The sequence below is a fragment of the Hydrogenophaga sp. PML113 genome, from assembly GCF_001777155.1.
Lineage (GTDB): Bacteria > Pseudomonadota > Gammaproteobacteria > Burkholderiales > Burkholderiaceae_C > Hydrogenophaga > Hydrogenophaga borbori.
In genome coordinates this window covers 404,377-425,708 of the sequence record NZ_MIYM01000001.1, presented here as the reverse complement: position 1 = coordinate 425,708, position 21,332 = coordinate 404,377, and the positions used below count along the sequence as shown (strand labels likewise).

General features: G+C 62.0%; 15 protein-coding genes. 4 read left to right on the top strand and 11 right to left on the bottom strand.

Going from position 1 to position 21,332, the window contains the following annotated elements:
- Positions 1-15: 15 nt before the first annotated feature.
- The 10 genes from BHU06_RS01950 to BHU06_RS22320 all read right to left on the bottom strand — a co-directional run bounded on the left by BHU06_RS01950 (position 16) and on the right by BHU06_RS22320 (position 15,445).
- Positions 16-2,895: a TrlF family AAA-like ATPase gene (locus BHU06_RS01950; RefSeq protein WP_070397449.1), complete on the bottom strand. Its 2,880-nt coding sequence runs from the start codon at positions 2,893-2,895 to the stop codon at positions 16-18.
- Positions 2,888-6,301: a DNA methyltransferase gene (locus BHU06_RS01945; RefSeq protein WP_070397448.1), complete on the bottom strand. Its 3,414-nt coding sequence runs from the start codon at positions 6,299-6,301 to the stop codon at positions 2,888-2,890. Before BHU06_RS01945 ends, BHU06_RS01950 begins: the two co-directional genes overlap by 8 nt.
- An 81-nt stretch (positions 6,302-6,382) precedes the next feature.
- Positions 6,383-9,844, bottom strand: a complete 3,462-nt coding sequence (brxC, locus tag BHU06_RS01940) for a BREX system P-loop protein BrxC (RefSeq protein ID WP_070397447.1) — start codon at positions 9,842-9,844, stop codon at positions 6,383-6,385.
- A 38-nt stretch (positions 9,845-9,882) separates the two neighbouring features.
- Complete coding sequence (locus BHU06_RS01935) at positions 9,883-10,446, bottom strand: BREX protein BrxB domain-containing protein (RefSeq protein WP_070397446.1); 564 nt, start codon at positions 10,444-10,446, stop codon at positions 9,883-9,885.
- Positions 10,436-11,236, bottom strand: a complete 801-nt coding sequence (locus BHU06_RS01930; protein ID WP_070397445.1) for a hypothetical protein — start codon at positions 11,234-11,236, stop codon at positions 10,436-10,438. The genes BHU06_RS01935 and BHU06_RS01930 overlap by 11 nt, the downstream gene beginning before the upstream one ends.
- On the bottom strand, positions 11,233-11,442 hold the full coding sequence (locus BHU06_RS01925) for a hypothetical protein (protein WP_070397444.1): 210 nt from the start codon (positions 11,440-11,442) through the stop codon (positions 11,233-11,235). Before BHU06_RS01925 ends, BHU06_RS01930 begins: the two co-directional genes overlap by 4 nt.
- A gap of 327 nt (positions 11,443-11,769) precedes the next feature.
- Positions 11,770-12,822, bottom strand: coding sequence for a replication protein C, IncQ-type (repC, locus tag BHU06_RS21985; protein ID WP_083292826.1), 1,053 nt, complete (start codon positions 12,820-12,822; stop codon positions 11,770-11,772).
- A complete protein-coding gene (locus BHU06_RS21980) occupies positions 12,819-13,703 on the bottom strand; it encodes an AAA family ATPase (protein WP_175442777.1) in 885 nt (294 codons plus the stop codon). The genes repC and BHU06_RS21980 overlap by 4 nt, the downstream gene beginning before the upstream one ends.
- Before the next feature lie 426 nt (positions 13,704-14,129).
- A complete protein-coding gene (locus BHU06_RS01915; RefSeq protein WP_070397442.1) occupies positions 14,130-14,747 on the bottom strand; it encodes a hypothetical protein in 618 nt (205 codons plus the stop codon).
- A gap of 74 nt (positions 14,748-14,821) precedes the next feature.
- Positions 14,822-15,445 carry a hypothetical protein gene (locus BHU06_RS22320; protein ID WP_139146917.1) on the bottom strand — a complete coding sequence of 208 codons (624 nt, stop codon included), beginning with the start codon at positions 15,443-15,445 and terminating at the stop codon, positions 14,822-14,824.
- A gap of 1,068 nt (positions 15,446-16,513) precedes the next feature.
- On the opposite strand from BHU06_RS22320, the gene BHU06_RS01910 reads away from it, so the two are divergent.
- From BHU06_RS01910 to BHU06_RS01895, 4 genes are all read left to right on the top strand, one after another.
- Complete coding sequence (locus BHU06_RS01910; protein WP_254668100.1) at positions 16,514-17,494, top strand: hypothetical protein; 981 nt, start codon at positions 16,514-16,516, stop codon at positions 17,492-17,494.
- A 48-nt stretch (positions 17,495-17,542) separates the two neighbouring features.
- Positions 17,543-18,199: a hypothetical protein gene (locus BHU06_RS22315; RefSeq protein WP_139146916.1), complete on the top strand. Its 657-nt coding sequence runs from the start codon at positions 17,543-17,545 to the stop codon at positions 18,197-18,199.
- A 65-nt stretch (positions 18,200-18,264) separates the two neighbouring features.
- Positions 18,265-18,579, top strand: a complete 315-nt coding sequence (locus BHU06_RS01900) for a single-stranded DNA-binding protein (protein ID WP_070397440.1) — start codon at positions 18,265-18,267, stop codon at positions 18,577-18,579.
- A 317-nt stretch (positions 18,580-18,896) separates the two neighbouring features.
- Entirely contained in the window at positions 18,897-19,205 is a 309-nt protein-coding gene (locus BHU06_RS01895) for a hypothetical protein (RefSeq protein WP_070397439.1), read from the top strand.
- Between the two features lie 697 nt (positions 19,206-19,902).
- Here BHU06_RS01895 and BHU06_RS21970 read toward each other — a convergent pair.
- A complete protein-coding gene (locus BHU06_RS21970) occupies positions 19,903-21,081 on the bottom strand; it encodes a site-specific integrase (RefSeq protein ID WP_217494339.1) in 1,179 nt (392 codons plus the stop codon).
- Between the last annotated feature and the right edge of the window lie 251 nt (positions 21,082-21,332).

Here is a 21,332-nt window from a genome sequence, read left to right as displayed (position 1 = left end):
GCCTTGCACCGGTCCTTAGAAGTGGTACTTCTCGCTACGCTGTTTGAATGCTTGCTCCGAGCCTTCCATGATGTCTAGAACCGAAGCGGCCACGGCCTTCCGGTCCAGGCCACCTTGGGCGCGGAGCTTCCCTCGACCGTCGCGGGCTTCGAGGGCGTAAATCTGCTCAGCGTCAGCGTTAACCGGCAAGTTGGCGTTATGAGTAGCCACAATCAGCTGTCGGCGGTTCTTCACTGCACGGAGGTCTTGAACAAGCGTCCGATAGATGAAGCTGGAGTCAAGCTCATCTTCGGGCTGGTCAATCACGATTGGGCCTTCTCCGCGAGCAAGCATCAGATTGAGAAGCACTGTGTTCCGCTGACCCTCAGAGAGCGCGCCTTTCATCGACCCCGCGACGGACCCGTCTTCCCTAAGAAGCTCCACATCAATCCCATCACTCACCCGGGACACACGGACGTCTTCCCAAATGGGGCGGACGTCCTTGCTGTCCAAGTGTGCAAAGAGAGGTGCGTGGAGGTCCTCAAACCCAGGGCTCAGAAGAATCGCCAAATGGGCAGGGTCCTCGCGGGTGACTTCGACGGTCTCCCATGGCGATGATTCGCCAGCCGCTTTCCAGGTTCGATACACATCGTCGCCAATCTCGTCCCACCGCCTCGCAAGCTTGACGCGCTTGTCAGCAGGCGCGAGCCGCGCCCATGCCGACTTGAACGAAGCTTCATCGGCCATGTACGCCGTCGTAAGGCGTACGGTCTGCGACGCCACCGACGCCTGGATTGCCACTGCAGTCTGTCGACGCGCCTCGAACTGCTGATGCCACACAGCGTGAAGCTGCGCCAGCACTTCGGGAAACTTGATGGCCTCTGCCTCGACCTGGCCAAGCCGTAGCCTTCTCTGTTCCACGAGCCTGAGCTTCTCCTGGCGCTTGTCTTCAAGCTCTTGAACGCGGGCAATGTCGTCCTCGCGGATACCCCGTTCGAGGCAGGCCGCTCTGAAACGGTCGTGCACTGCTTGAATCGCGTCTCGCGTCGGATGCGTCGCCTCATCTCCTAAGACAGCCGCCATCACCTGCTTGTAGTCGCCAAGAGCCTTGCCGATGGCCGAAGCAAGGTCCGCCCGTGCCTGCTGAACCCTTGCCGCGCTCTCGGCAAACCATGGGGCATTCGGCCACTGGACGGCGCCTTCTGGCAGGGGCTCACCACGCTCCTCAATGTCCTTGACGGCTTGCTCAATCGTCGAAATCGACGCCTCGTCGGCCAGTCTCAGTTGGTCAAGATGCCGCTGAGCAGCCATAGCCAATTGATTTAACTGGGAGTCAGCCTGCACAGCCGCTCTTGCTCGGAGCTGCCGCTCCAACTCGACGGCCTCCTGCGCAGCCTCGTTCACTTCTGCGCGCAGCCGGGCCGCGTCGCGTGTGCTCTGAAACAGTGTTGTGAGCCGGGCTTTGAGGTCCCGCTCTTGGGCTTTCAGTTCTTGAAGTCCAGGACCACTCGCGTTATCGATGAGGGCCAAGACTTGTGACTGGCCACGACCTCCACTCGTCATCCTGCTCAGTTCCCCTTGGCTGAAGAACTGCAGCTGTAGCTGCCGCAAGACGGTGTTCAAGTCGGCGACTTCACGTCCGTCCAGCCAGCGCTGCTGACCGCGAGGCCGACCTGGCGAGAAGACCAGCGTGTCGGCGACGCCGTTGCCGACCTCGAAGCTCAAGCGGACCTCCGACTCATTGGTCAGCGACTCCCTCAACTGGGAGCGCTTGAGTCGAAGTGCCTGGTCCTCCTCGGCACCATTCACGTTTGCGTCGTCGAACCCGATGGCGAATCGAACGTACTCCAGCAGGGAGGATTTACCGCTGCCACGCCCTCCGATAACGCAGTTCAAGCTCTCGGAGAAGCAAACCTCCTGGTCGTCCAAAAACTTCGCACCGCGCACCGCAATCTTGGTGATTCGCGGATGCACAAGTGCTTCGCTTGGCCGCTCACCCATCAACTGGATTCGAGACAGCGGGTCCAGGAAGGCCTGACGCAACGCCTCGACAGACGGTTTTGACATCTTCAGCCATGTGTATCGGTATCCCAGCGCATTCGCGTTTGGATTCCCTGCGGCGTCCGTGCGCAAAGACTTGGCGTCCGAGGACATGACATAGGCAGGGTGGCTATCGGACCTTGCCCATGTGCGGTCGCGTCCCTCGACGATATCGAGCACCCGCCTCGGCGGTGGGTTGGCTGTCACCTCAAGCGCAAGGAGGCTCTTGTTCTTGTAGTCCTCGATGTGCCTAGGGTCGTCGAGAAGCCCGTCGTTCTGGTCAGAGTGTGCGGCGATGACAATGCCCCTGCGCTCGTCCTGAACCAATTCCAGCAACTCCTTCAGGCTAACGGTCGCGTTGTTCCGTCGCAGCGGCATCGGACGACCTTGACGGAATCGCTCGTTCTCATCCAAGCCCAGCTTACATAGCAGCCGGTTCACTCGCCAGACATGGCTCGCCTTGGTCGCAGGCTCGAAGAGGCACAGTACGTGGTAGCCAATGTCGACTTCGAATCCGGGAAGGATGTACAAGGGAGGCCGCCCCAGCTCCCTGGCGACCGACTTGTTTTGTTCAACCAAGTGGGTGAGGAACCAGTCGCGCGGGTCGGTTTTCTGCGAGAAGTTGTGGTCCGTGACACCAATCAGCTCGAGCCCAACCTCATGACACCGGCGTAGGTAGATTCGTGCAAGCTCTTGGAGCCGGCTCTCATCAGGCTTCGCAGGCCCAATCAGCCCGTTGGCATCTGGTGCGGGCTGAACCATCGGTCGCCGGGGCTCTGGCAATCTGGTGTCCTCGTCACCCCAGTGCGCGGCATCCTCCGGCGTTTGCACCTGGAAATCGCACTTGAGCCACCGCATACCTTCGTAGTCAGCCACCGCATGCCTCCCGCGCTGCCTTCTTCTCCGCCACCGTTAGGTGGTGGTCATTGATACGGTCGCCCTTGAAGTCCTTGAACCAAGGTGCGCTCTCGACGTCCTTGCCCCTGTCCTTGTCCCAGGTGATGTTGAGCTTGGGCTTCTTGTTGTGGCGCAGGACCTCGGCAGTCATGAACGGGCGGATGTTGAGCCGCACGCCGTCGTTGAGGTCGGGGTTCCAGCCGATGGGCTGTTCGGATGGCTTCTTCCAGCGGACAAAAATGTCGTAGGGTGGCTCGCCTTCCAGGATGAGCTCCAGCTGGCGCTTCAAGGCCTGAGCGGCAGCCAGTCGAGGCTGAGCGCCGTCGACGTTGGAGCGAACGCCAGCCTCCTGCTGGCGAATCCAGTCGCCCAGGTAGGTGTGGATGAGGCGCTCCAGCTTCTTGTGGTCGAGCTGGTGGTAGTTCACGAGCGCGGCAAAGCCGTCCTTCAGGCCATCCCACACGTGCCAGATGAAGGGGCGGTGGTGGAAGCGCTTGGCGTGCTGTTCGAAGAACTTCTCGCGCAACCAGACGTCCAGGCCCTTGCCGGCGCAGTCGGCATCGACCAGCAGCTTGTCGAGCACGGCAGGCTTCCAGCTACCGGGTTGCACGGTCTCCCACGCGGCAATCAGCAGCTTGAGCAGGCGGTCATGCGCGGGCGACTCGCCCCGCACCGAGGGCAGGCAGACGATTCCGTCGTCGTCGATGTGCTCGCCCAGCTTCTCGCAGCGGGTAATCCAGTTGCGGGCCTCGTCGGCCAGTTCCATCGCCGTGTCGGTTTCGGCCGGCCAGCGATAGCCAGCCAGGCGGGCGACGGCAACTTGTAGCGGGTCGGTGGCGGGCTGCGGGTAGCCGTGGAACAGCCATTGGGTCGGGTCGTCGGAGTACGGTTTCGGCAGGCCGTTGGGGTAGCGCTCGGCGGCAATTTGTTGCCAGTGGGCGAGGTCGAAGGGAACCTTGACCAGCGTTGAGTTGGTGACCTTAAGCGCCTGGTCAATCTGACGCACAGCATCGTTGTACTGCGGCGACGAACAGAAGCACCAGACAGCGGGGAGATGGGCCGGGTCTCTTGGGACAACGACGGCGACGTTCGAGTCGAACCTACTTCCAAGGAACCTGGATACTGGCAGGCTACCCATTGAGGACACAGCCACTCCAAGCTTGCCCACAACAGATTGACCACGTTGGTCTGAGTTGTGTAAGCGCTCTCGGCGAATCCACTCTTCCTCCCTAAGATGTCCTTCTTGTTCGTCGTAAAGAACGAGGTTGTGCAACCCGCCAAAATAGGACGTTTCATCTTGGGTGGTTTGCTGAAGGCTCCATAGGTCTTTCCGGTCTAGGATTTCCCAGAAGACCTTTAAGAACCTTGGCGAGTCCCCGTTCAGGATTCCTGCAAGACCGACTGCGTACTTCGAGAGAAGGTCTTGTTCAACCCCTTCGTATAACGCAATCCTAGAGTCCGGATTTAGCAACTGCCCCCTTTGCGCAACCGTGGCCAATTTGCCTTCAAGCAGCTCTGCCGCTTTTTCGTGTACTGCTGTGGCTGCGCTGGCATCAACTCCCCTTAGCTGAAACCCGTCTGCCGCGTTGTCGCGGGTTTGGGTGAGTAGGACAGCCTGAACAACCTCGCCACTGATGGTTTCAAAGGCACCAGGCCCCAGCCGCGCAAGCAGGTTCCACTGCACGCGTTTAAGGAGCGACTCACGCTGCTTCTTGTAGCTGCTTAGGAACAGCCAGTTTTGCGGCATCACGATTTGCACTACGCCTGCGCCCTGGTCGCGGCAGAGTTCGAGGCAACGCTCCAGAAAAACGTTAGCTAGGTCGTTTTTTGCATCGGCGTAATGGAGAGCCGTGTAGGACCTCAACTCTTCCGACTGCTTTCGTACTGAGAGGTAGGGCACATTGGTCACCACCAGGTGGTAACGCCCATCCAGCAGCCGGGCCGCATCTAGCAGGCCCTTGGCAGTGAGCGCTAGGTCCCAGCTGTCGTCCTGCAGCTCGCTGGCCTGCCCCCAAAGCGTTGCCGGACGCTCGGTGGCCAGCGCACGCCCCAGCAAGTCGCGCAGGGTGTCGAAGCTGGACGTGGCCAAATCGTTCTTCAGGCTGCGTGCCGGGTCCAGCAGGCTGCCAAGCAGCGGCGCCTGCGCAAAGCTGGCGTGCAGCAGGCGCAACTCTTGCCGTAGGTAGACCGCGTTCGGTGCGTCATCGGGCACCAGGGCCATCCAGTCCTCGGGCTTGGCGGCGACCTTCAAGCCGCAGCAGGCCACCTGCGGCGCAGGCATATCGGCCCGCACCCCCAGCGGGTCGCCGTTCTCGTCCGGGAAGCGCCAGGCCGCCAGGGCCAATGCGAAGACGGCGATTTCCACGCAGCGGGCGTCCAGCTCCAGGCCATGCAGGTTGTCGGCCAGCACAGCATCCACTGCATCCATCGCGCTCAGACCCTCAGCCGCCATGCGCATGGGCACCAGCAGCAGGAAGGCCGCCACCAGGAAGTGCCCCGAGCCGCAGCAGGGGTCCAGCAACTTGAACTCGTCGAGCCGGTTCGGCCAGCCTTCGAACCTGCCGGCGGCCGGCGTGCCATCGTCCAACGTGCGTAGGTAGGTCAGCGGCACAGGGCAGGTCTTACCCGGGTGGCGCGTCACCCACCAGGCGCCCAGCGAGTTGTGGAGCAGGAAGTCCACCATGTAGGGCTCGGTGAAGAGCTGGGTGACGGCGGGCAGCTCGTCCGCGCCAATCTTTACTTCCGAGGCATTGACCTCGTCCTTGCGCTTGGCCTGCCAGAACTGGTAGACCCAGCCCAAGCTGTCGCTGGCCTTGAACACCTCGGTTGGCAGCCCGGCCAGAAGGCGCTCCAGCTCCAGCTGATGCTCGGGCGCGAAGGCCAGCTCGAACACGGGGCTCTGCGGCTTGAACACCTGGGGCAACATGCGAGCAGCCAGCTTGCCGGCCAGCTCCCACTGCGTCTTGGAGTCGAGCTTCTCGCCTTCCAGCATGGGCTGTTCGTGGTCGACCAGGTTCTGGCAATCCTCCAGCGATACCGGGGCGCCAAGCTCCCACATCAGCAAGCCGTTCTCGGCCAGGAAGCGGGCGAACAACATCCGGTGCCAGTGTTCGTAGGCCACCTCCCAAACCAGGTGCTGCAGTCCCTGGGTGTCGTCCTTGGCTTTCACGTCGCCCAGCGCTCGCCCGTGGGCGCGCAGGCGGCGGCGCAGGGCTTTGAGGTCATCGCTCAGGTAGTCCGGGGCCTTCGCCTCGCTCACAGCCAGCTGCCGAAGCGCGGCCAGCGTGGCCTTCTCGGCCACGTCGCGGGCGGACTTGACGGTGTTCTCGAGCTGGCTGCGCAAGGGCTTGGCCAGGGGCTGGTTGCTGATGCTTGCGGTTGGCATGGTGTTCTTTGTCTTCCCTGAATGGGGCCCCGCAGGTAACGGCGGTTGTTGCCTGGTCTCCCCTTTGGACGTACTGGGTCGTTACAGCGCCACAGGCCCCTTCTGAAGCTTGGCGCTGAGCAGCGCTTCAACCTCGGCCAACCAGGCCTTCAGCTCGGCTTCGTCGTTCAGCGTGCGCTTGGGCAGCGCCACGTGGACGACGTTGGGCTTGAGCAGCTGCACGGCGGCATGCCGCGCGGCTTCGAACCGGCTCGGCAAGGCCTGGGCCCTGGAGACCCAGTGGTCCAGGTCGCAGTCGTCCAGAGCGTCCTGCAGCTGCTCGGGGGTGCCGGTGACCACTGCAGAAAGCGGCGTCAGATGGTGCTTGGCCGTCAGCTCTTCGCGCTGAGCGTCGTTGAGCTTGTTCCAGTCGGCGTCTAGCTGCAGCAGGGCCTGCTGCTGTGCGAAGCCGTGCTGGAACGAGTCCAGCTTGGCCTTCAAGGCCTGGCGCAGCAGGTCGACCGCCTCGTCCAACAGGGGACGAACAGGGTCTGGGTCCGCCAGCAGGCTGCGCTGGATTTCGATGGCATCAGCTTCAGCCTTGAGCTTGGCGTAGGGGCCGAGGGCCTTTGCGTGGCGGAGCAGGTCGCCCAGCTTGTGCCATGCCGGCATGCGCTTCGCAATCTCAGTAGCCGTCTTGGTCCAGCCTTGCGAGAGGGCCAGTACCTCGTCGTGCCGGGTGAACAGTTCCAGCAGCTGCGCGTTGCCGCTCTGCGCCTCGATAGCTTCGATGACCGTGAGCTTCGGCGTCTCGGGCGCCGGGGCCGGGCCGCCTGCCTTGGCGGCTTGCTCGCGCAGCTTGGCCAGCAGGGCTGGCATCCGGTTCAACTCTTCCTTGGGCTGGCAGGGCACGCCCACGGCGTCGAACAGCTTGCGAATCTTGATGAACTGAATCGGCGTGATGTTGATGCTCTCGCGCCGGAAGCTGGCCTGCGTGAGCTTCGCGCGGTCCAGGCTCTTGGCATCGACAGGTTTGGACGCGGCATCGGTGGCGTTGACATGCCCAGACGCCAGTAGCGCGTAAAGCGCGCCGTCGATAGCGTCACGCGGCCAGCCGTACGGCGGTGCCTCGAAGTTCTCGCGAATCTCCGAGCCCTTCTTGCCGGGGCCAATGAAGCCCAGCAACTTCTGGCAGACCGGGTGCTTGTCGGCTTCCTGGGTGTGACCGACAGCCTTCAGGGCCTCCAGGTTGCCCTTGCGGGCTTCGTCCAGCACCTTGCCCCACTGCTCGTGGTCAGCCGCATCGAACTGGCTGTAGAGGCGGATGGCCGAGGACCTAGCCGCGCGGTTGATGCGGTCGGCCAGGTCACTGCCGTCGGTAGCCTCCTGCCCGCCGGCCTGGAACACGCGTACGCCGGCCATCAGCTTTTCCACCAGCTCGGCCAGTTCCTTCTCGGCGTTGCGCTGGCGGCTTTCCATCGAGCGCTGGGCGTCGCGGCCCTCTTCGGTGGACGGGTTGCCCTTCTTCTGCAGCGTGGTGCGCGCAGCCTCCAGCGCCACGATGGCGTTTGTCAGCTCGGTCTTGTGCTGGGCAGGTAGGAAGGCAAAGAGCGTAGGGTTTTCTGAGCTCTTGGCCTTGGACTCGGCAATGACCGACTTCTCCTCGGTCTGCCAGCCGTCCTGAATCCACAGGTACAGGCTCTTGTCGTTGTCTTTGGGCAGGGTGTCGTCGTAGGTCGGACTGAGCGTGCGCGCCTCGTTACCCTTGCCCTGGGTTACGCGCACCTTCTTCAACACCTCGGCAAAGCGGGTCTTGAGCAGGTCGGCACGCTTCTGCTCCACGCGCTGCGGCGCAGCCTTGAGCTCGGCCTCCTGGGCACGGAACTCGTCGTACCAGGCGCTGGACTCGCGGGTCTGCAGGCGGTACTCGATGCCGTTGCCGCCGGCCAGGGCCATGACCAAACGGTCTTTGTTCTGGAGCTCTTCAAGCAGGGCCGGCAGCGACTTGCGCAGCTCGGACGAGCCGGCGGACAGGTCGGTGACTAGCAGGTCGGCCAACGCTTCCTCCGTGGCCTTCAGTCCCAGGTCCATCGCCGCATCGGCGGGCAGCTTATTGATGAGATAAATGAGCTTGAGCAGATTGGCCTTGAGCTGTGCGTTCGCGTCCCCAGCGGCGAATCGCTGGACGTTCTCGAACACCTCTTTCGGCAACTGCGCCGTGGAGACGAGGTTGGCAGCAATCTGGTCGTAGAGGAAGTCGCCGGAAACGACGTGCCCCAGCGGTGCCTCAGCGGTGGCCAGCACGGCCTCGTGCACCACGCGCAGCTGGCTCCGCAGCTGCGAGACGGTGCCAGTGGTGTCGATGGTGCGGAGAACGCGTTCCCAGAAGCGGCGGCGGACCGGCAGCAGCGGGTAGTCGGACGTCATGACACTCTCGTCGTCGGTGACGTGCTCGAGCTTGGTGCCGCGCAGGTGGCGGGAGATTTCGCCGAGGTTGTTGCGCCAGACCTTCTCGACCTCGGGCTGCACCGAAGGCTTCTTGGCCAGGATGATTTGGCGGGTGACGTTCTCGACGTCCCAGTCGCCTAGCATCACTTGCACCGGGAAGCGGCCCATAAGTCGCTGCAGGTTGACCATACTCGACAGTGCAGACTGGCCAGTGGCGACGAACAGCAACTTGCCGTTGAAGTGCTTGCTGAGGGTTTCAGTAACCTCCTGGACTTGGAACGCCTTTTCTACATCGTTGCCGACGAACTGCTGGACCTCGTCCAACACCACCAACGTCAACGGGAACTTGCCATCCACCATCAGCGCGTCGCCGATGGCGTTGGTCATCTGCTCGCTGCTGACGTCGGTCACCTGCGGGAATTGCTCCTTGAGCAGCTTGCGTACGTCTGCTTCGGTGTGCGCGAGGTCGGGACGAACCTTCAGCAGCGCCTTGGCCAAGTGGCCTGAGACGTACATGTGGGGCAGCTCCTGAGCCAACGAACGGCCAGCGGCTTTGAGCTCTGCCTCGACGGCGTCGAGAATGTTCTCGCGCTTCATCCACAGGACGAGCTGTGCTTGGTTGTACTGCTCGGGCAGGCCCTTGGACTTGAACACGATGCCCAGCAGTGCGAGCCGTACTTTGTCGCCGGCACCGGCACCCAGCTTGCCGGCTGCGGCGTGCAGACCACCATGACGCTTGCCCTGGGTGGAGAGCTCCTTCAGGTGTTCGAACACCCCAGTGGGAAGCTTGGCGATGCTGCGGGCGGTTGCACCATCGGTGAAATCGTAGTCGGTCCACAGCGTGCGCAGCATCTTCGCGAGATGCGACTTGCCGCTGCCGTAGAAGCCGGAAATCCACACCCCGGGCTGCTCAGTCTTGGAGTCGAGGTTGAGCAGGAACTTGTCGAGGATGGTCTCCAGACCTTTCTCATACTGCCCGTCGCAGACGAAGGTCTCAAGTTCGTATCGCAGGATGGCCTGCGCGGCCTCGGAGTGGTCTTCAGAGACCTCGGCCACACCGTTGTTAACGAGGCGGTTTTCCTTCGGGGCCTTGCTGTAAATGTCCCTGTTGAGCATGGTGGTCCTTGCTTTGGTTCTTCAGGTGGTTCGATGCGTCATTCCTGGGCGAACAGCGGCACGGCGAGGTAGTTCCAGCCGTCGCGCGCATCCAGCAGGCGGTAGGTGTGGTTCTCCGGGTGGTGTTCGCCCGGGAAGAAGACGAGCAGCCGGCCCTGGACGCTCTCCTTGATGCCTTCGACAACCGAAGACACCCGAGCGAGGCCGAACAGCGCTCCGACGCCCAGCAGGGCGACGACCGTGTCGGGACCGGCCTCTGCGGCAATCCTGGCCTTCAGCTTCGCGGTCAGGTCTGCAACGAACTCCGTGAGCTCGCTGGTCTGGTAGCCGGCCAGGTCTTCGGGTGACTCGAAGTAAGCATCGCGGTACTCCTGGGCTGCCATCCACAGGGGGAAGGCGTTGGTCACGTCCAGCAGCAGCCACTGCTTGCCGGCCTGCTGGGTGGCGAGCTCGAACTCACCGACGTTGGCGCGCAGGCGAAGCTCGTCGGCCTTGTCGTACACCGCAAAGATGACGCGCTGGATAGCGGCCAGCCCGGCCTGCCATGGCACCGACAGGTGCTGCCGGTAGGCAGCAGCCAGCTTGGTGACCCTAGACGACATGTGAGACCTCCTGACGGGTGCGTTCTTCTTCGGGAGAGAGGTATCCCGGGAAGCGAACCTCCTTGACGCCGCCCGCATTCATGAACACGAGCAGACCCCGGTGCGAAGCGGAGTTTGCAAGCGCTTCGAGGTCATCGGGCGAACTACCCAGCAACCTTGTCCACTCTGATGAGAAGAGGCGTTGTCCGGTACGACCTTCAAGGTATCCCAGGAAGAGCATCATGCTCACGGATTCTGGGTGAGCTAGGGGCTGCGAGCGGGTCTTGTTGCGGTGGCCGGAGAGAAGGCCGGCGGCCGTCCAGGTACCCGCAACGTTCTGGGCAAATGACTTGAGCGACGCGGGGCTGAAGCGGTCGGGGTATGTCTGCGCGAGAAAGCGCTCGACTGCCTCCCGAGAAACCGAAGCGCCGATGGACTGGCCGAGGATGAAGTCCTGGGTGGCGCGCAGCAAAGGGTCGCGCGCCAAAGCCGCCGCCAGGGCCAGCATCGGCTGGGCGGCCTCATTCAATAGCCATAGGCGGCGCAGTGCACGAAAGATGGGGTTGGCCGTGTCTAAGCCGTAAAGCGCGCTCATGTAGCGCAGCGTCAACTCGCGAGCCTTGCGGGTGGGCTTGCCGAGGACGTTGTCTTCCAAGATGGCAGTCTTGTATTCGCCGAAGGCGGCATGCGATTCAGTGTGGCTAAGGAGCAATCGCAGTTCGTCCAGCATCATCGTGCGCGCCGCATGTGGGCCATTTGCACCGTCACGAAAGCCCAACCTGGCAATGAGTGACTGGATTTCCTCTGTCACGCGGCACTTCCCCGGTGAGCGGTGTTCGCGAGTGCGTCATCCGGAACGCCCTCCAGCGGGTGACCCTGAGCACGGCAATACGCCACCACCATAACCTCCACCATGTTCGCGAGACTGCGCATCTCACGCTCGGCCGCCACCTGCAGCGCCGCCTTTATATGAGGCTCCACCCGAACACTGACCACCTCTGACTTGACACTGGCCATCGTCGGCTCCTGTAAGTAAAACGCCACTCAGTCGCTAGCTTAATGCAAGTAGCAGGAGGCATGGTCCGCGCTCCTCTGACATGTCGCCTAGGCCGCAGCACCACCCCAAAAAGAACTACCTGGTGATGGAAGAACCTGTCACTGGGCAGGTTGACGGAATGTGCAAGGCCGAACGGACCAGGGAGGTCCCCACCAGCAATCGCGTCAGGCATACGCCACTGCAGAGGCAGAGAGGGGCCATCCGCAAGGCCCCGCCCTGCCATGCAGCGGGTTACCCTATTAAGAACTTGTACGTAGCTCGTCATATCGCAGCGAAAGCTTGTCCGCTCAGGCGTTCTTCCAAAAGGGCTGCTCGGCATACGACGCGCTCGGAACCTTGAAATGACTCCCCCTCGTCATTTCGCGAGCTGTCGCTACAGGCGAGTCCTTTCCCGTAGAAGACGCCTCACGCTTAGCCCGTTCAGCCGTTTGTGCGAGCGCCGGTTTGGCACGGACGCGAACCACATTCGCGACGGAGTTGCCCAGTGAGACCTCCCAGTGCGTGAGACGCCCCACCGAGCGCAACGCCGACTTGACGTCGGCAATACGCCGACGGTGCGTACTCGCGGGCACGTGAATTCCCTGGCCAGGCCAAAGGCGGTCCACGAGCGTCGCGTACCCAATCGCCATCGTTTTGCCCTGACCAAGGCAGGTCGAAAGAAACGCATGGACCAGCATCGCCGTTTGCGAGTCGAGTCGCAGGCGCTCGGAGAGCAGCACCTGGGCGTACCCGGGACTCAGCAGCGCCAACGCCAGCCGGTGGTTCAAGGCCACATGAACTTTCTGGTCGTCCCCCACCAGCCAGCTGACCAGGCGGCCTGAGCGGACCGTCCTGGCCGCCTCCGATTTCTCCCAAACCGTCACTTCGCACAATCGCGCAAGCGACGCGCGCCGGCTTTCTGTCACGGCTCCCCCTACGCTGGTCGAACCACACCGGCGATGGAGTTCACTCCAACTGCAGCTGAGCATGAGGGTCGCCGGCTCGTCTTGCAGGGGAGTCGGTGAATCCTCGTGCAACGAAGTCCAGAGCTGCGAACCGATTTCCGTTCTGTCAGTCCGGTCGAGGCGTTGCTCAACAGGTCTTCGCCGATGCTGTTCTTCCGCAAGCTCAAGAAGCACGAGTAGCAGGGTTTGCTCAGGAGCGCCGAGCGCTTCCCGCGCGCTGAAACGAAGCGTAAGGTCCTGGCCGTACTGGTATGTCTCGTTGAGGGTTGGGCGCGCTGCGCGGCTCTTCGTCAAGGGACGGAAGAGCTGACACAGCCCAACCGGTGGGGAGAGTCGAACCACCCGTGGATGCGTGGCTTCCGGTGGCACCGCTATTGCCAAGGACGGCCGCTTCATGCCCGGTCCTCCGCCAACATAAGCACGCCGTGCGGACCTCGTCGCGCCAATAGGGTTCCTGGGGTTCCAACGTAGTTCGATTTCGGAACGTCGAGCAGAACGATTTCATTCAGCTCGTCAGCCGGTATGCGATGCTGCTTGGCAGTTTCGCGGCTAGGACGGCTCAAGTTCATTTGCCACCGAACGGCATTTGTGAGCGCGGTAGACCCGCGTCCAGCGTCTGCTGAGCCCCCAAACCCGTGCACAGCCGCAGCACGGCTGGAGTGATGCACAAGCAACCACGCGGCGCCCGTCGAAGCCGCGTAACTCGCAATATGACGAGCCAGCGCCTTCATAGCGGTCGAGTCGTTTTCGTCCGCGTTGTGAAAGTCGCGTACAGGGTCAAGGATGACGAGCCTGGCCCCCATGCAAGCCTCCCGCAATTGCTCACCAGCTGGCGTCCTATCCAAGTTGTCGCCGAGCAGATTCACCTGGTCTCCACCAGCGAGTGCGTGGATAACGAGGTTGCGCTCGATAAGCTCCGCGGCGGTACCAGGGTCGATGCCACTAGCTGCGAGCTGAACGCTTGCGATGGCATGCAATCGATGCCAGACGACCTCAGCCGACTCCTCGGCAAGGACCAAAACAACACGCTGCGCCTTCCCAGCCTCAGAAACAGACCCACCCACGAGACCGCCCAGCAGGGGTGTACCGGTGGCCATTGCGATGCCCAATTGCAGGGCGAGCATGGTCTTGCTGACGGCGCCTGGGCCAACCAGCAGCCCGACAGACTTCGCCAACAGGCCTGGAAGAACGTGGTCAAGGGCAGGCGGCGGGTTGCGCAGCATGAACTTAATGTTCAATGGCCTGCTGAAGGGATTCTTCTTCACTTGCTTAGTCATGTTGAACACCCTCCACGCGTCGTGCCAACCACGCATGTACGTCTTCGGCACGCCACCGCAAAAGACGGGTGCCAGGAATGACGAGCCGTGGAGGGACAGCGGCCGGGTTGCGGTGCACATCCTTTCGGATGGTCTCCGGGCTGCGCGCCAGGAGAAGTGACAGGTCCCTTAGGTCGAGGACGTGTTTTGATTCAAGCATCGAATGCTCCAAGCCGGTGAATGGAGCACGTGGTGACCGGAAGCGCCTGTTCGTGCCCGCTAGCGCCACGAATCGGTGCCAGCTGACACCTACAGCGATTGGCTTTTATCCCTTAGGGCTTTGGGCGGTCGGCGAGCCTTTGGGAAACAGGAGGCTAGGGGAACAAAAAAAAGAGGCGAGCTATGTGCTCGCCCTTTTCAATCAAGTCTTTTGGTCTTATGCAGACCTCAATGGCTGATGCCCTTGTGTCCGATGAGCGCGTCCGCTTCCGACTCGTTGTGAAGTACTGCGGCTCGCTGCAGCCACCGAACGGCCTCGGGAACCTCTCGTAGGGAGAAGAAGTCCTGGCAACTGACCTCGGAGTACAGGATGACCAGCGCACGGCGGGCCTCGTAGCTCAGCGAATCCAGGCTCTCGGGCAGGGCAGCCATCACGACCGGGTCGGACCGCAGCCGCTGAAATGCGCGTTCGACGAGCTCTTCTTCTGAAACATTCGGCCAGGCGAAGTCCGACATGCGAATCAGCCCGGACACCAGCTTCACGACGACGGCGGGCACCATCAGATAGCTTGCGCACGCTGCTGCGAAATCGTGGCTGATGTGATTCACCTGACGCAAGCCGTTGCGCAACTGGTGGAGGTACCCGACCGTCACGCCGAGCTGACGGGCCAGCTCCTGCTGATGGTGCCCACGAGCCAGCGCCTCATCGAGGAGCCAGCCCATCAGCGGCCCGCCAGGCGCACTGTAGAGGCGGCGCACACGCGCTTCGCGCGCTTCTACGCTACCAAGGGTATCTACGACTGGGTTGATGGCTTTGGGCTGCTTGGAGTTGAGGGTCTTGTGCATTGCTGATGTCCTATGGAACACGGAAATCGTGTCCTTCGTATAGCAACCGTCCTTCCAACACCCCTGGGACTGGTTCAGGCCTTGCGCCTCGACGCGAAACCTGCTGTCTGAAGGGCTCGCAGCAAGCTGTTGTCACCTCCGTCAACTGCTGCGAGGATGTCGGTCCAGCGCCGAAAGACAGGGGTTTTCCGGAACCCGCTCGCCGGAGCACGGCCATACCGTCCACGCTGAACCGCCTCTGCAGCAGCCTTTATCGCCTTCACGGCCTCTTGCAGCGGGTCTGACGCCGTGCCCTGATGAGTCGATGGACCAGGCTCTACGGTTCTGACCTTCTTCAGTGCTGCGAGCACGCGCTCGGTACGTACTGCGGAAACGGCGGCTGCCTGGCTGTGCGCCGCCGCCTCCTCGACGAGACGGAGCGCTTCTGTGAGACGCCACAGGGGGTCTACTTGGTGCTGCATGGCCTGCTGCCTGACCGCCTCTTTCGCCAACGTGGCCGGCACGATGATGCGACGCTCGACCATGGCGCATTCGCTCGGTGTGAGGAGCAAGGAAAGCCCAGTGGGAAGCGAGGTGGCGTCTGCCTCGATGCTGCCGACGAATGTCTGATGGGTGTAACCGTGCGGGACATCCGGACCCTTTGGGACCCAGCGGCTGCGGTACAGAGAAATGCGGTTGCCGCGGCGTTTGAAATGCATGTGTGCTCCAGACAAAGTTGATGGAGACACCTATAGGCATCCAGTTTATGCACCGCGGAGCGACACCGTGGTGCCAGCGCATGGTCACCGTGATGCAAGCACTCTGAACCCTCGCGAACAAGTCTTTGAGGGCTCCCTCACCATCGGGAAGAGCGCCTTCACTGACGACCTGCCTGGTCGGTGCCATGCGCCATCCCTTTGGTTGACCAGCAGGCGGACGGGCCGGTGTTCAGCCGGCGCCCTGGACGAGACAGCTGATGCGTGCGGGGAAGCACTTCCACCTCGGCAATACGTCTTCGGGAGAAGTGCTGCTCGCGACCGGGACCGGCCAGGCGGTGCGAACCGCCGCCGTCCCAGCGCGTGCCGACCTAGGAAGTTCAAGGCGCGAAGCGCCGCTGTCTGCGGCCGGGGCCCCAGTCACGACGCATGAACGCCTGCTTTGTCGTGTCGGGGCAAGCCGCAGAAGAACGGCATGCCGAAAGAACAGTTGCGCAAGCCGTCCCCGTGAGTACGTTGACCTCGAGAAAAGGGTTCGGGACGGCGGCGGTTCGCACCGGCGCAGCCGGTCCGGAAGCACAGCGACCTTGAGGGACGTCGCGACGAATACGCGACAGACGTGTGCCCCTGGCACACGAGGCCGACAGAGGGGAAAACACAGCTGCCCCATTCCCTCTGGCCGCCGTGCTGGAGAACATCGCCGGTGCCCCGAAAGAGCGCGTTGGCGTGGTGCGCCGGTTACTGCCGCTGGGTAGCGCCGCCCTCTAGGCGGTCGCTACACGGGATAAGGCGACGCCACCACCTCGAGGGTCGAGGACCGGGTCGAGCGGCCGCCGGTACGTCCCCTGGAGAACTGGTTACATGCCGCAAGAACACAGGATGCCGCGCCGCGCATCACAGCCCCACAAACGCCCGACCACTGCAGTACACGAGCCTGCGCCAAGCGGTGCCGCGAGCCATGCCCCTGTGACGCCTGAGGAGGCATCACCAAGGCACACGAGAGTGCGTCCACCGTCCCGAGGACTTACCTCAACTGTTCACAGCAGCGCGCTGCAGGAGTACATCCGCGCGGTGGCACTGAGGCTGGCGAATCGCTTCAGGGTCATTCGAACAATTGATGTTGCTGTGGGGTGCTTCGCCGAGCGCCCGTTCAAGGCCGCGCTGACGGCTGCCCAGCGCGCCATGCGCGGGATGGTCAAGGATGATTTGCTGCGCCGTTACAGGACAGACCGATTTCAGACGGTCTACGGCCTGACCGGTAAGGGCGCGGATTGGCTGGCCAACCGTGGGGTAGACGCCTCGTCATCTGTGCGCCGAGTCTCCGACATGAGCAATCCGGAGCATCGCCTATGGGCCCAGTTCCTGACGCTGTGCTGCGAAGCGCGAGGACTTCGGGCGCATACGGAGCAAGAACTGATGGTCCTGCTTGCGAAGAATGGGGGGGTAAACGATGACACATCGCATGGGCTCCTGAACGTTCTCGTCACGATGAATCGAGGTTCAAGACGGATTGAACTGCGCCCCGACGCAGTTGCCATCGAGTCGGACGGTGTGACGTGGCTCGAGGTGGACCGCAGCGCCAGAGGTGCTGACCGTGCTGCATCGCTCAAAGCCCTCGCGCTTTCTGCGGGTCGAACTACTCGTCTCGGCGTACCGCTGCGCCGAGTCGTTGTGCTTACGCGTTCACCGCGCATCGAGAACCGGGTACGCGCGACGCTTGACGCTTTGGCGCAAGAGTCGGCGGCGTTCTCGCTCAGTGAGGGACGGAGAATTCTTGTTCCCGGCCTCGGCGGCGCCTACACAGTGATTCGAACGCGCGAGGAGGTCATGTCGGATGGCAGGACGCGGCTCGTGGACGAAACCGCCGGATACGTGCTGGTCCAAGCACTCCCCGTCTGGCTTCCTAAGGTCAGGCTCGATGGGCGCGATGGGCACGCATGCGATGGCTGGTTCGACGTGAACTACCTGCCCTACCAGCGCATTCCCCCGATGGAGCCCTGGCGCGCGCCAGGGTCACCGCTGCATTCGCTCGTTACGCAGAAGGGCGCTTGAGACGGGTGTCGCTACACGTTGTGCGCACTGTCGCGCACAAGGACATCCATGAAAGAGAAACACATTGAAGACCTGGTCCGGGACACGAGCGATGCGGCCGCCAGCACGGTTGCAGAAGCGGGGTTTCGCTCACCCCAGAACCTGACTGAAGCCTTCATCCGGGTTGGATTGAGAGTTCCACCGGACATACAGGGACACTGGATTCTGTACGGGGAAGTGCCTGCGGCCATGTACGACGCGTCCTTCGGTCCCAACGCACCAGCACCGTTGGTTCATGTCGCTTACTGCAGAACCCCGGGCGGAGGAACGTATCTGGTTCTCACACATCAAGCATTGTCACGGCAGCACCGATTCTTGATTCCGCTTTGGGATGCAGAGGTGCTCAATGCCGTGAAAGTCATGCGTGAAGGACGTATGAGGGTCGTGCTGATGAAGTCGCAAGGGTCTGATGCCGCGGTTTACGCATTGAACTTCGGCTTACAAGCACTGGATGCGGCGCTTGTCAAAGCGGCGCCAACTGACCACGCGGTCCTCGAGAAGCTGTTGATGGAGCTGCCCGAGGTCGTGGCATCGGTCCGCGAACTGGACGCCATCCCTGGCAGCGTCGACATGGAGGGAGTCAGCGAGGTTGCGGTGTCGGTTGTTCCGCCGATACACGCGACGCTGCGCTTCATCGAATCGGTGCCAAAGGGAACGCGGCACTGACTGCCAGGCGGTTGCTATACGAAGTTCCAGGGCAATGTCCCTGCCATCAATCAAGGAAAGAAGAGATGCAGATTTTTGGAAATGTCGCCACAGAGCCGGAGATGAAAACCTCCAAGACCACTGGACGAAAGTTCTCTGAGTTCAGAGTAGCCGAGAGCATGCGCGGTGTGGACACTCAGCCCACGTGGTACACGGTTCGCCTCATGAAGGAGGAGAAGCCCCATCTCAACAAAGGGGACTTCGTCAAGGTGACTGGCAAGCTCAAGGCGGACTTCTATCTGTCCCGAGACGGCAAGCCGACGGGCACCTTGCTCGTCATCGCCTTCGAGGCAGCAAAGATTTCGAAGCCGGTGGCTCAACCGGCAGAGGCGGTCGAGTAACCGTTCAACAACGGGCTGATGGTTGATTCGCTCCCCCTGTGAACCAGGGGGAGATTTTCTATGTGCTCCCGAGTTGGTCGCGTGACGCAGCCCCCGGGCTTGTCCTTGCGGACCATCCCCCAACGAATCCTGAACTGCCTCTGCGTTTTCGGCGCCGAAAGTCTCCCCCTCTGTTGCAGCTTCCTTCTGGTGGTCAATACGGCACAATCCGCCTCGCGACATACAGGCCATCATGTAGACCACAACTGAACCCCGATTACAGCCAGACCACACACCAAAGGTGCGTCTGTCGACGGCTGAGCAATCCGGAGTTCAGCATGCATATTCGCTTCGCGCGTGCGGCCGTCACCGCCGAGCTTTCACCGTCGGATGAGTCCTTCGACGACATGTTCTCCATCCCACAAGCCGGCACGGACGTGCCGAGGTCCAATGTGCTCTGGGCGTCGCCCGCACTGTCCGTTCCGGCCGGTAGGCTGTTGGGCGTCAGGCGCTTCGACCAAGCGGTTCAAGTAGCGCTCATCAAGCCGGGCGAGGACAGGCTTCGGTGGGTTGCTTCCGAGGCGGTGCTGTCCGAGTTTCAAGCGAGGACCTGGGCGCAGACCTCACGGTTTTCTCCAGGCCAGTGACCCCAGGTCTGCGAGTCTTGCAGCGCCAAGCCTCGGCGCTCGACTTTGCCACCCATAGCGTGGTGGAGCAATGCCCGCCAAGTTGAGGTGAGCCCCGCCAGAAGTCACCAAAGGCACCGCAAAAACCAAGGGTACTTACGGCATCGCGGGGGGCGCTTGCTATGCCGAGACATCCTGAAAATCAGACCGTAACCGTCGACCTGGCCTGGCCAACTCCAAATTACTGCATGAGCACCTGCTCATGTTTGCGAGTGGTAGGCCGTGTTGGGCTTGAACCAACGACCAAAGGATTCCGGTTTGTGCCCATTTCTGGACTCCCTGGACTATGCCTTCGCCATAGCCAGCAGGCCTGTAGGCGGGCGCCGTCTAGTCTCTACACCTTCCCGCACATGCGGGCTTGGCTCGGCGTTGCCTTGCGCTTTGCAGCCGTCAGGTTTCACCGACTTTGACGCCATTCACGCGCCGGGTTTCCCGCGACGGTGCACAACTAACGCTATGAGTCCTCTGCTCTAACCAACTGAGCTAACGGCCCACTCGCTTCGATTCTAGCGGCCCTGTTGTCGAGACCATGGGAGCCCTCTTGGTCGACTCATACCGCCAAGTCGCGCCAACCAGCTGTGCCCGCCCAATCGGCATACGAATTCAGCGACATGCTCGGGGTGCCTCTCCCGCGCCAGCCAGACCCAGCCGCGCGTTGCTATTGTGTCGCTGCGCCCGTCTTGGCGCTGGTGCGTTTGCGCTCCTTGGCCGCCGGAACCCTGCGCATTTCCACGAGTTCCTCGTCACTGATGGGTAGCAGCATTTCACCAGGTCTGAGGCCAAGCGATGGATGCGCGCCGCTGGCAGCTCGGTCGATTGCATGGCTCACCTCAAGGTCCAGGGCATTGACGATGCCACGCTGGTGCTCGTTGCGGAGGTGCCGGTAGTTCCAAAGAGCCTGAGCGCTACGGTGTCCGGTAAGACCAGCAATCTGACCATCACTCAGATTCGTTCGCTCAAACAGCCTGCTCACGCCTTCGTGACGCGAGAGGTGCGGCACGACGCCCGTCAGGCCACAAGCTTCCACTGCCTTGTCGAATGGATGCCTGTAGTTGTAGGGACTCCAGCCTTTCCCTGACCGCTTGGGGGTTCCAAAAAGGTAGGGGCAGTCCGCGGGTTGTTCCTCAAGGTGGCGTAGCAACATCTGAAAGTTTGACGCTGTAAGGAGGATAGTGCGAGGGTCTGAGTTCTTTGTAACCGGCAGATTGATTTGAGGAGGGTCATGTCTGAGCCACTCCTTCCGGGCTCCCGCCAACTCGCCAGGCCGACACAGCGACGCAAACAAGATTCGGAAAAACGCATAGGCCTTTCCGTCATCTCCCATGTTCCAGACATCGAACAACTGACCAATCTCAGCGTCTGTCAGTCGGCGCTTCCTACCTGCGCCTTTGGGACGTCTTACGCCCCTGACAGGGTTGGTATCGATGACCTTCAACTCCTCCACGCAGAACCGAAGAATGCCGCTCAGAGCCGCGACCTCCAAGCGCACTGCGTGTTGAGACATTGTCTTGCTCTTGTCGCGGTTCAGAGGAGACTCAAGTAGCCTTTGCTTGATGTACAGGCGCACATCCTCGCTTGTAATGCTGCGCACGTCTCGGTCACCCAGAACCTCTAAGGGACGCTTCTGCTTCGAGGGCTCCGTCGCCCGCGTCCGTTCGCCGAGCGCTGCCCAAGTGTCACTTTCGGCGTACAGTACCGCCGCCTTGCGAAGCGTGAGCAAGTCTGGCTTGGCACCCTTGTCGGGTTTCGACCAAGTACCTCCCTTCATGCGCTTCTCAGTACCCTGAGCCCAAGTTCGGGCCTGGTCTTCGCGGTCGAAGACCCGGGCTTCCTTCATGTCTTTGTGCCGTGCGAACCCTCGAAACCGTCCGCTCGGCAGCATTGCTACGCTAGCCACTTGCTCACACCTTGCTCACGTTGATACGTCAGAACAGGTTTTCGACCGAGCAATAGACTTCTTGAGCAATTTTCCCCTGGACGAGGGAGTCCGTTTTGCTCACGCCAAGGGTTTTCGGCGTTGGATTATGAGTCCTCTGCTCTGACCAACTGAGCTAACGGCCCGAGCGCGGGATTGTAGGGCGCCCCCTG

Excerpts from the sequence above, each read along its gene's own strand:
- BHU06_RS01945 (WP_070397448.1), bottom strand. The coding sequence starts at position 6,301 with ATGCCAACCGCAAGCATCAGCAACCAGCCCCTGGCCAAGCCCTTGCGC.
- brxC (WP_070397447.1), bottom strand. The coding sequence starts at position 9,844 with ATGCTCAACAGGGACATTTACAGCAAGGCCCCGAAGGAAAACCGCCTC.
- BHU06_RS01935 (WP_070397446.1), bottom strand. The coding sequence starts at position 10,446 with ATGTCGTCTAGGGTCACCAAGCTGGCTGCTGCCTACCGGCAGCACCTG.
- BHU06_RS01925 (WP_070397444.1), bottom strand. The coding sequence starts at position 11,442 with ATGGCCAGTGTCAAGTCAGAGGTGGTCAGTGTTCGGGTGGAGCCTCAT.
- repC (WP_083292826.1), bottom strand. The coding sequence starts at position 12,822 with ATGAAGCGGCCGTCCTTGGCAATAGCGGTGCCACCGGAAGCCACGCAT.
- BHU06_RS21980 (WP_175442777.1), bottom strand. The coding sequence starts at position 13,703 with ATGACTAAGCAAGTGAAGAAGAATCCCTTCAGCAGGCCATTGAACATT.
- BHU06_RS01915 (WP_070397442.1), bottom strand. The coding sequence starts at position 14,747 with ATGCACAAGACCCTCAACTCCAAGCAGCCCAAAGCCATCAACCCAGTC.
- BHU06_RS22320 (WP_139146917.1), bottom strand. The coding sequence starts at position 15,445 with ATGCATTTCAAACGCCGCGGCAACCGCATTTCTCTGTACCGCAGCCGC.
- BHU06_RS22315 (WP_139146916.1), top strand. The coding sequence starts at position 17,543 with ATGAAAGAGAAACACATTGAAGACCTGGTCCGGGACACGAGCGATGCG.
- BHU06_RS01900 (WP_070397440.1), top strand. The coding sequence starts at position 18,265 with ATGCAGATTTTTGGAAATGTCGCCACAGAGCCGGAGATGAAAACCTCC.
- BHU06_RS01895 (WP_070397439.1), top strand. The coding sequence starts at position 18,897 with ATGCATATTCGCTTCGCGCGTGCGGCCGTCACCGCCGAGCTTTCACCG.
- BHU06_RS21970 (WP_217494339.1), bottom strand. The coding sequence starts at position 21,081 with ATGAAGGAAGCCCGGGTCTTCGACCGCGAAGACCAGGCCCGAACTTGG.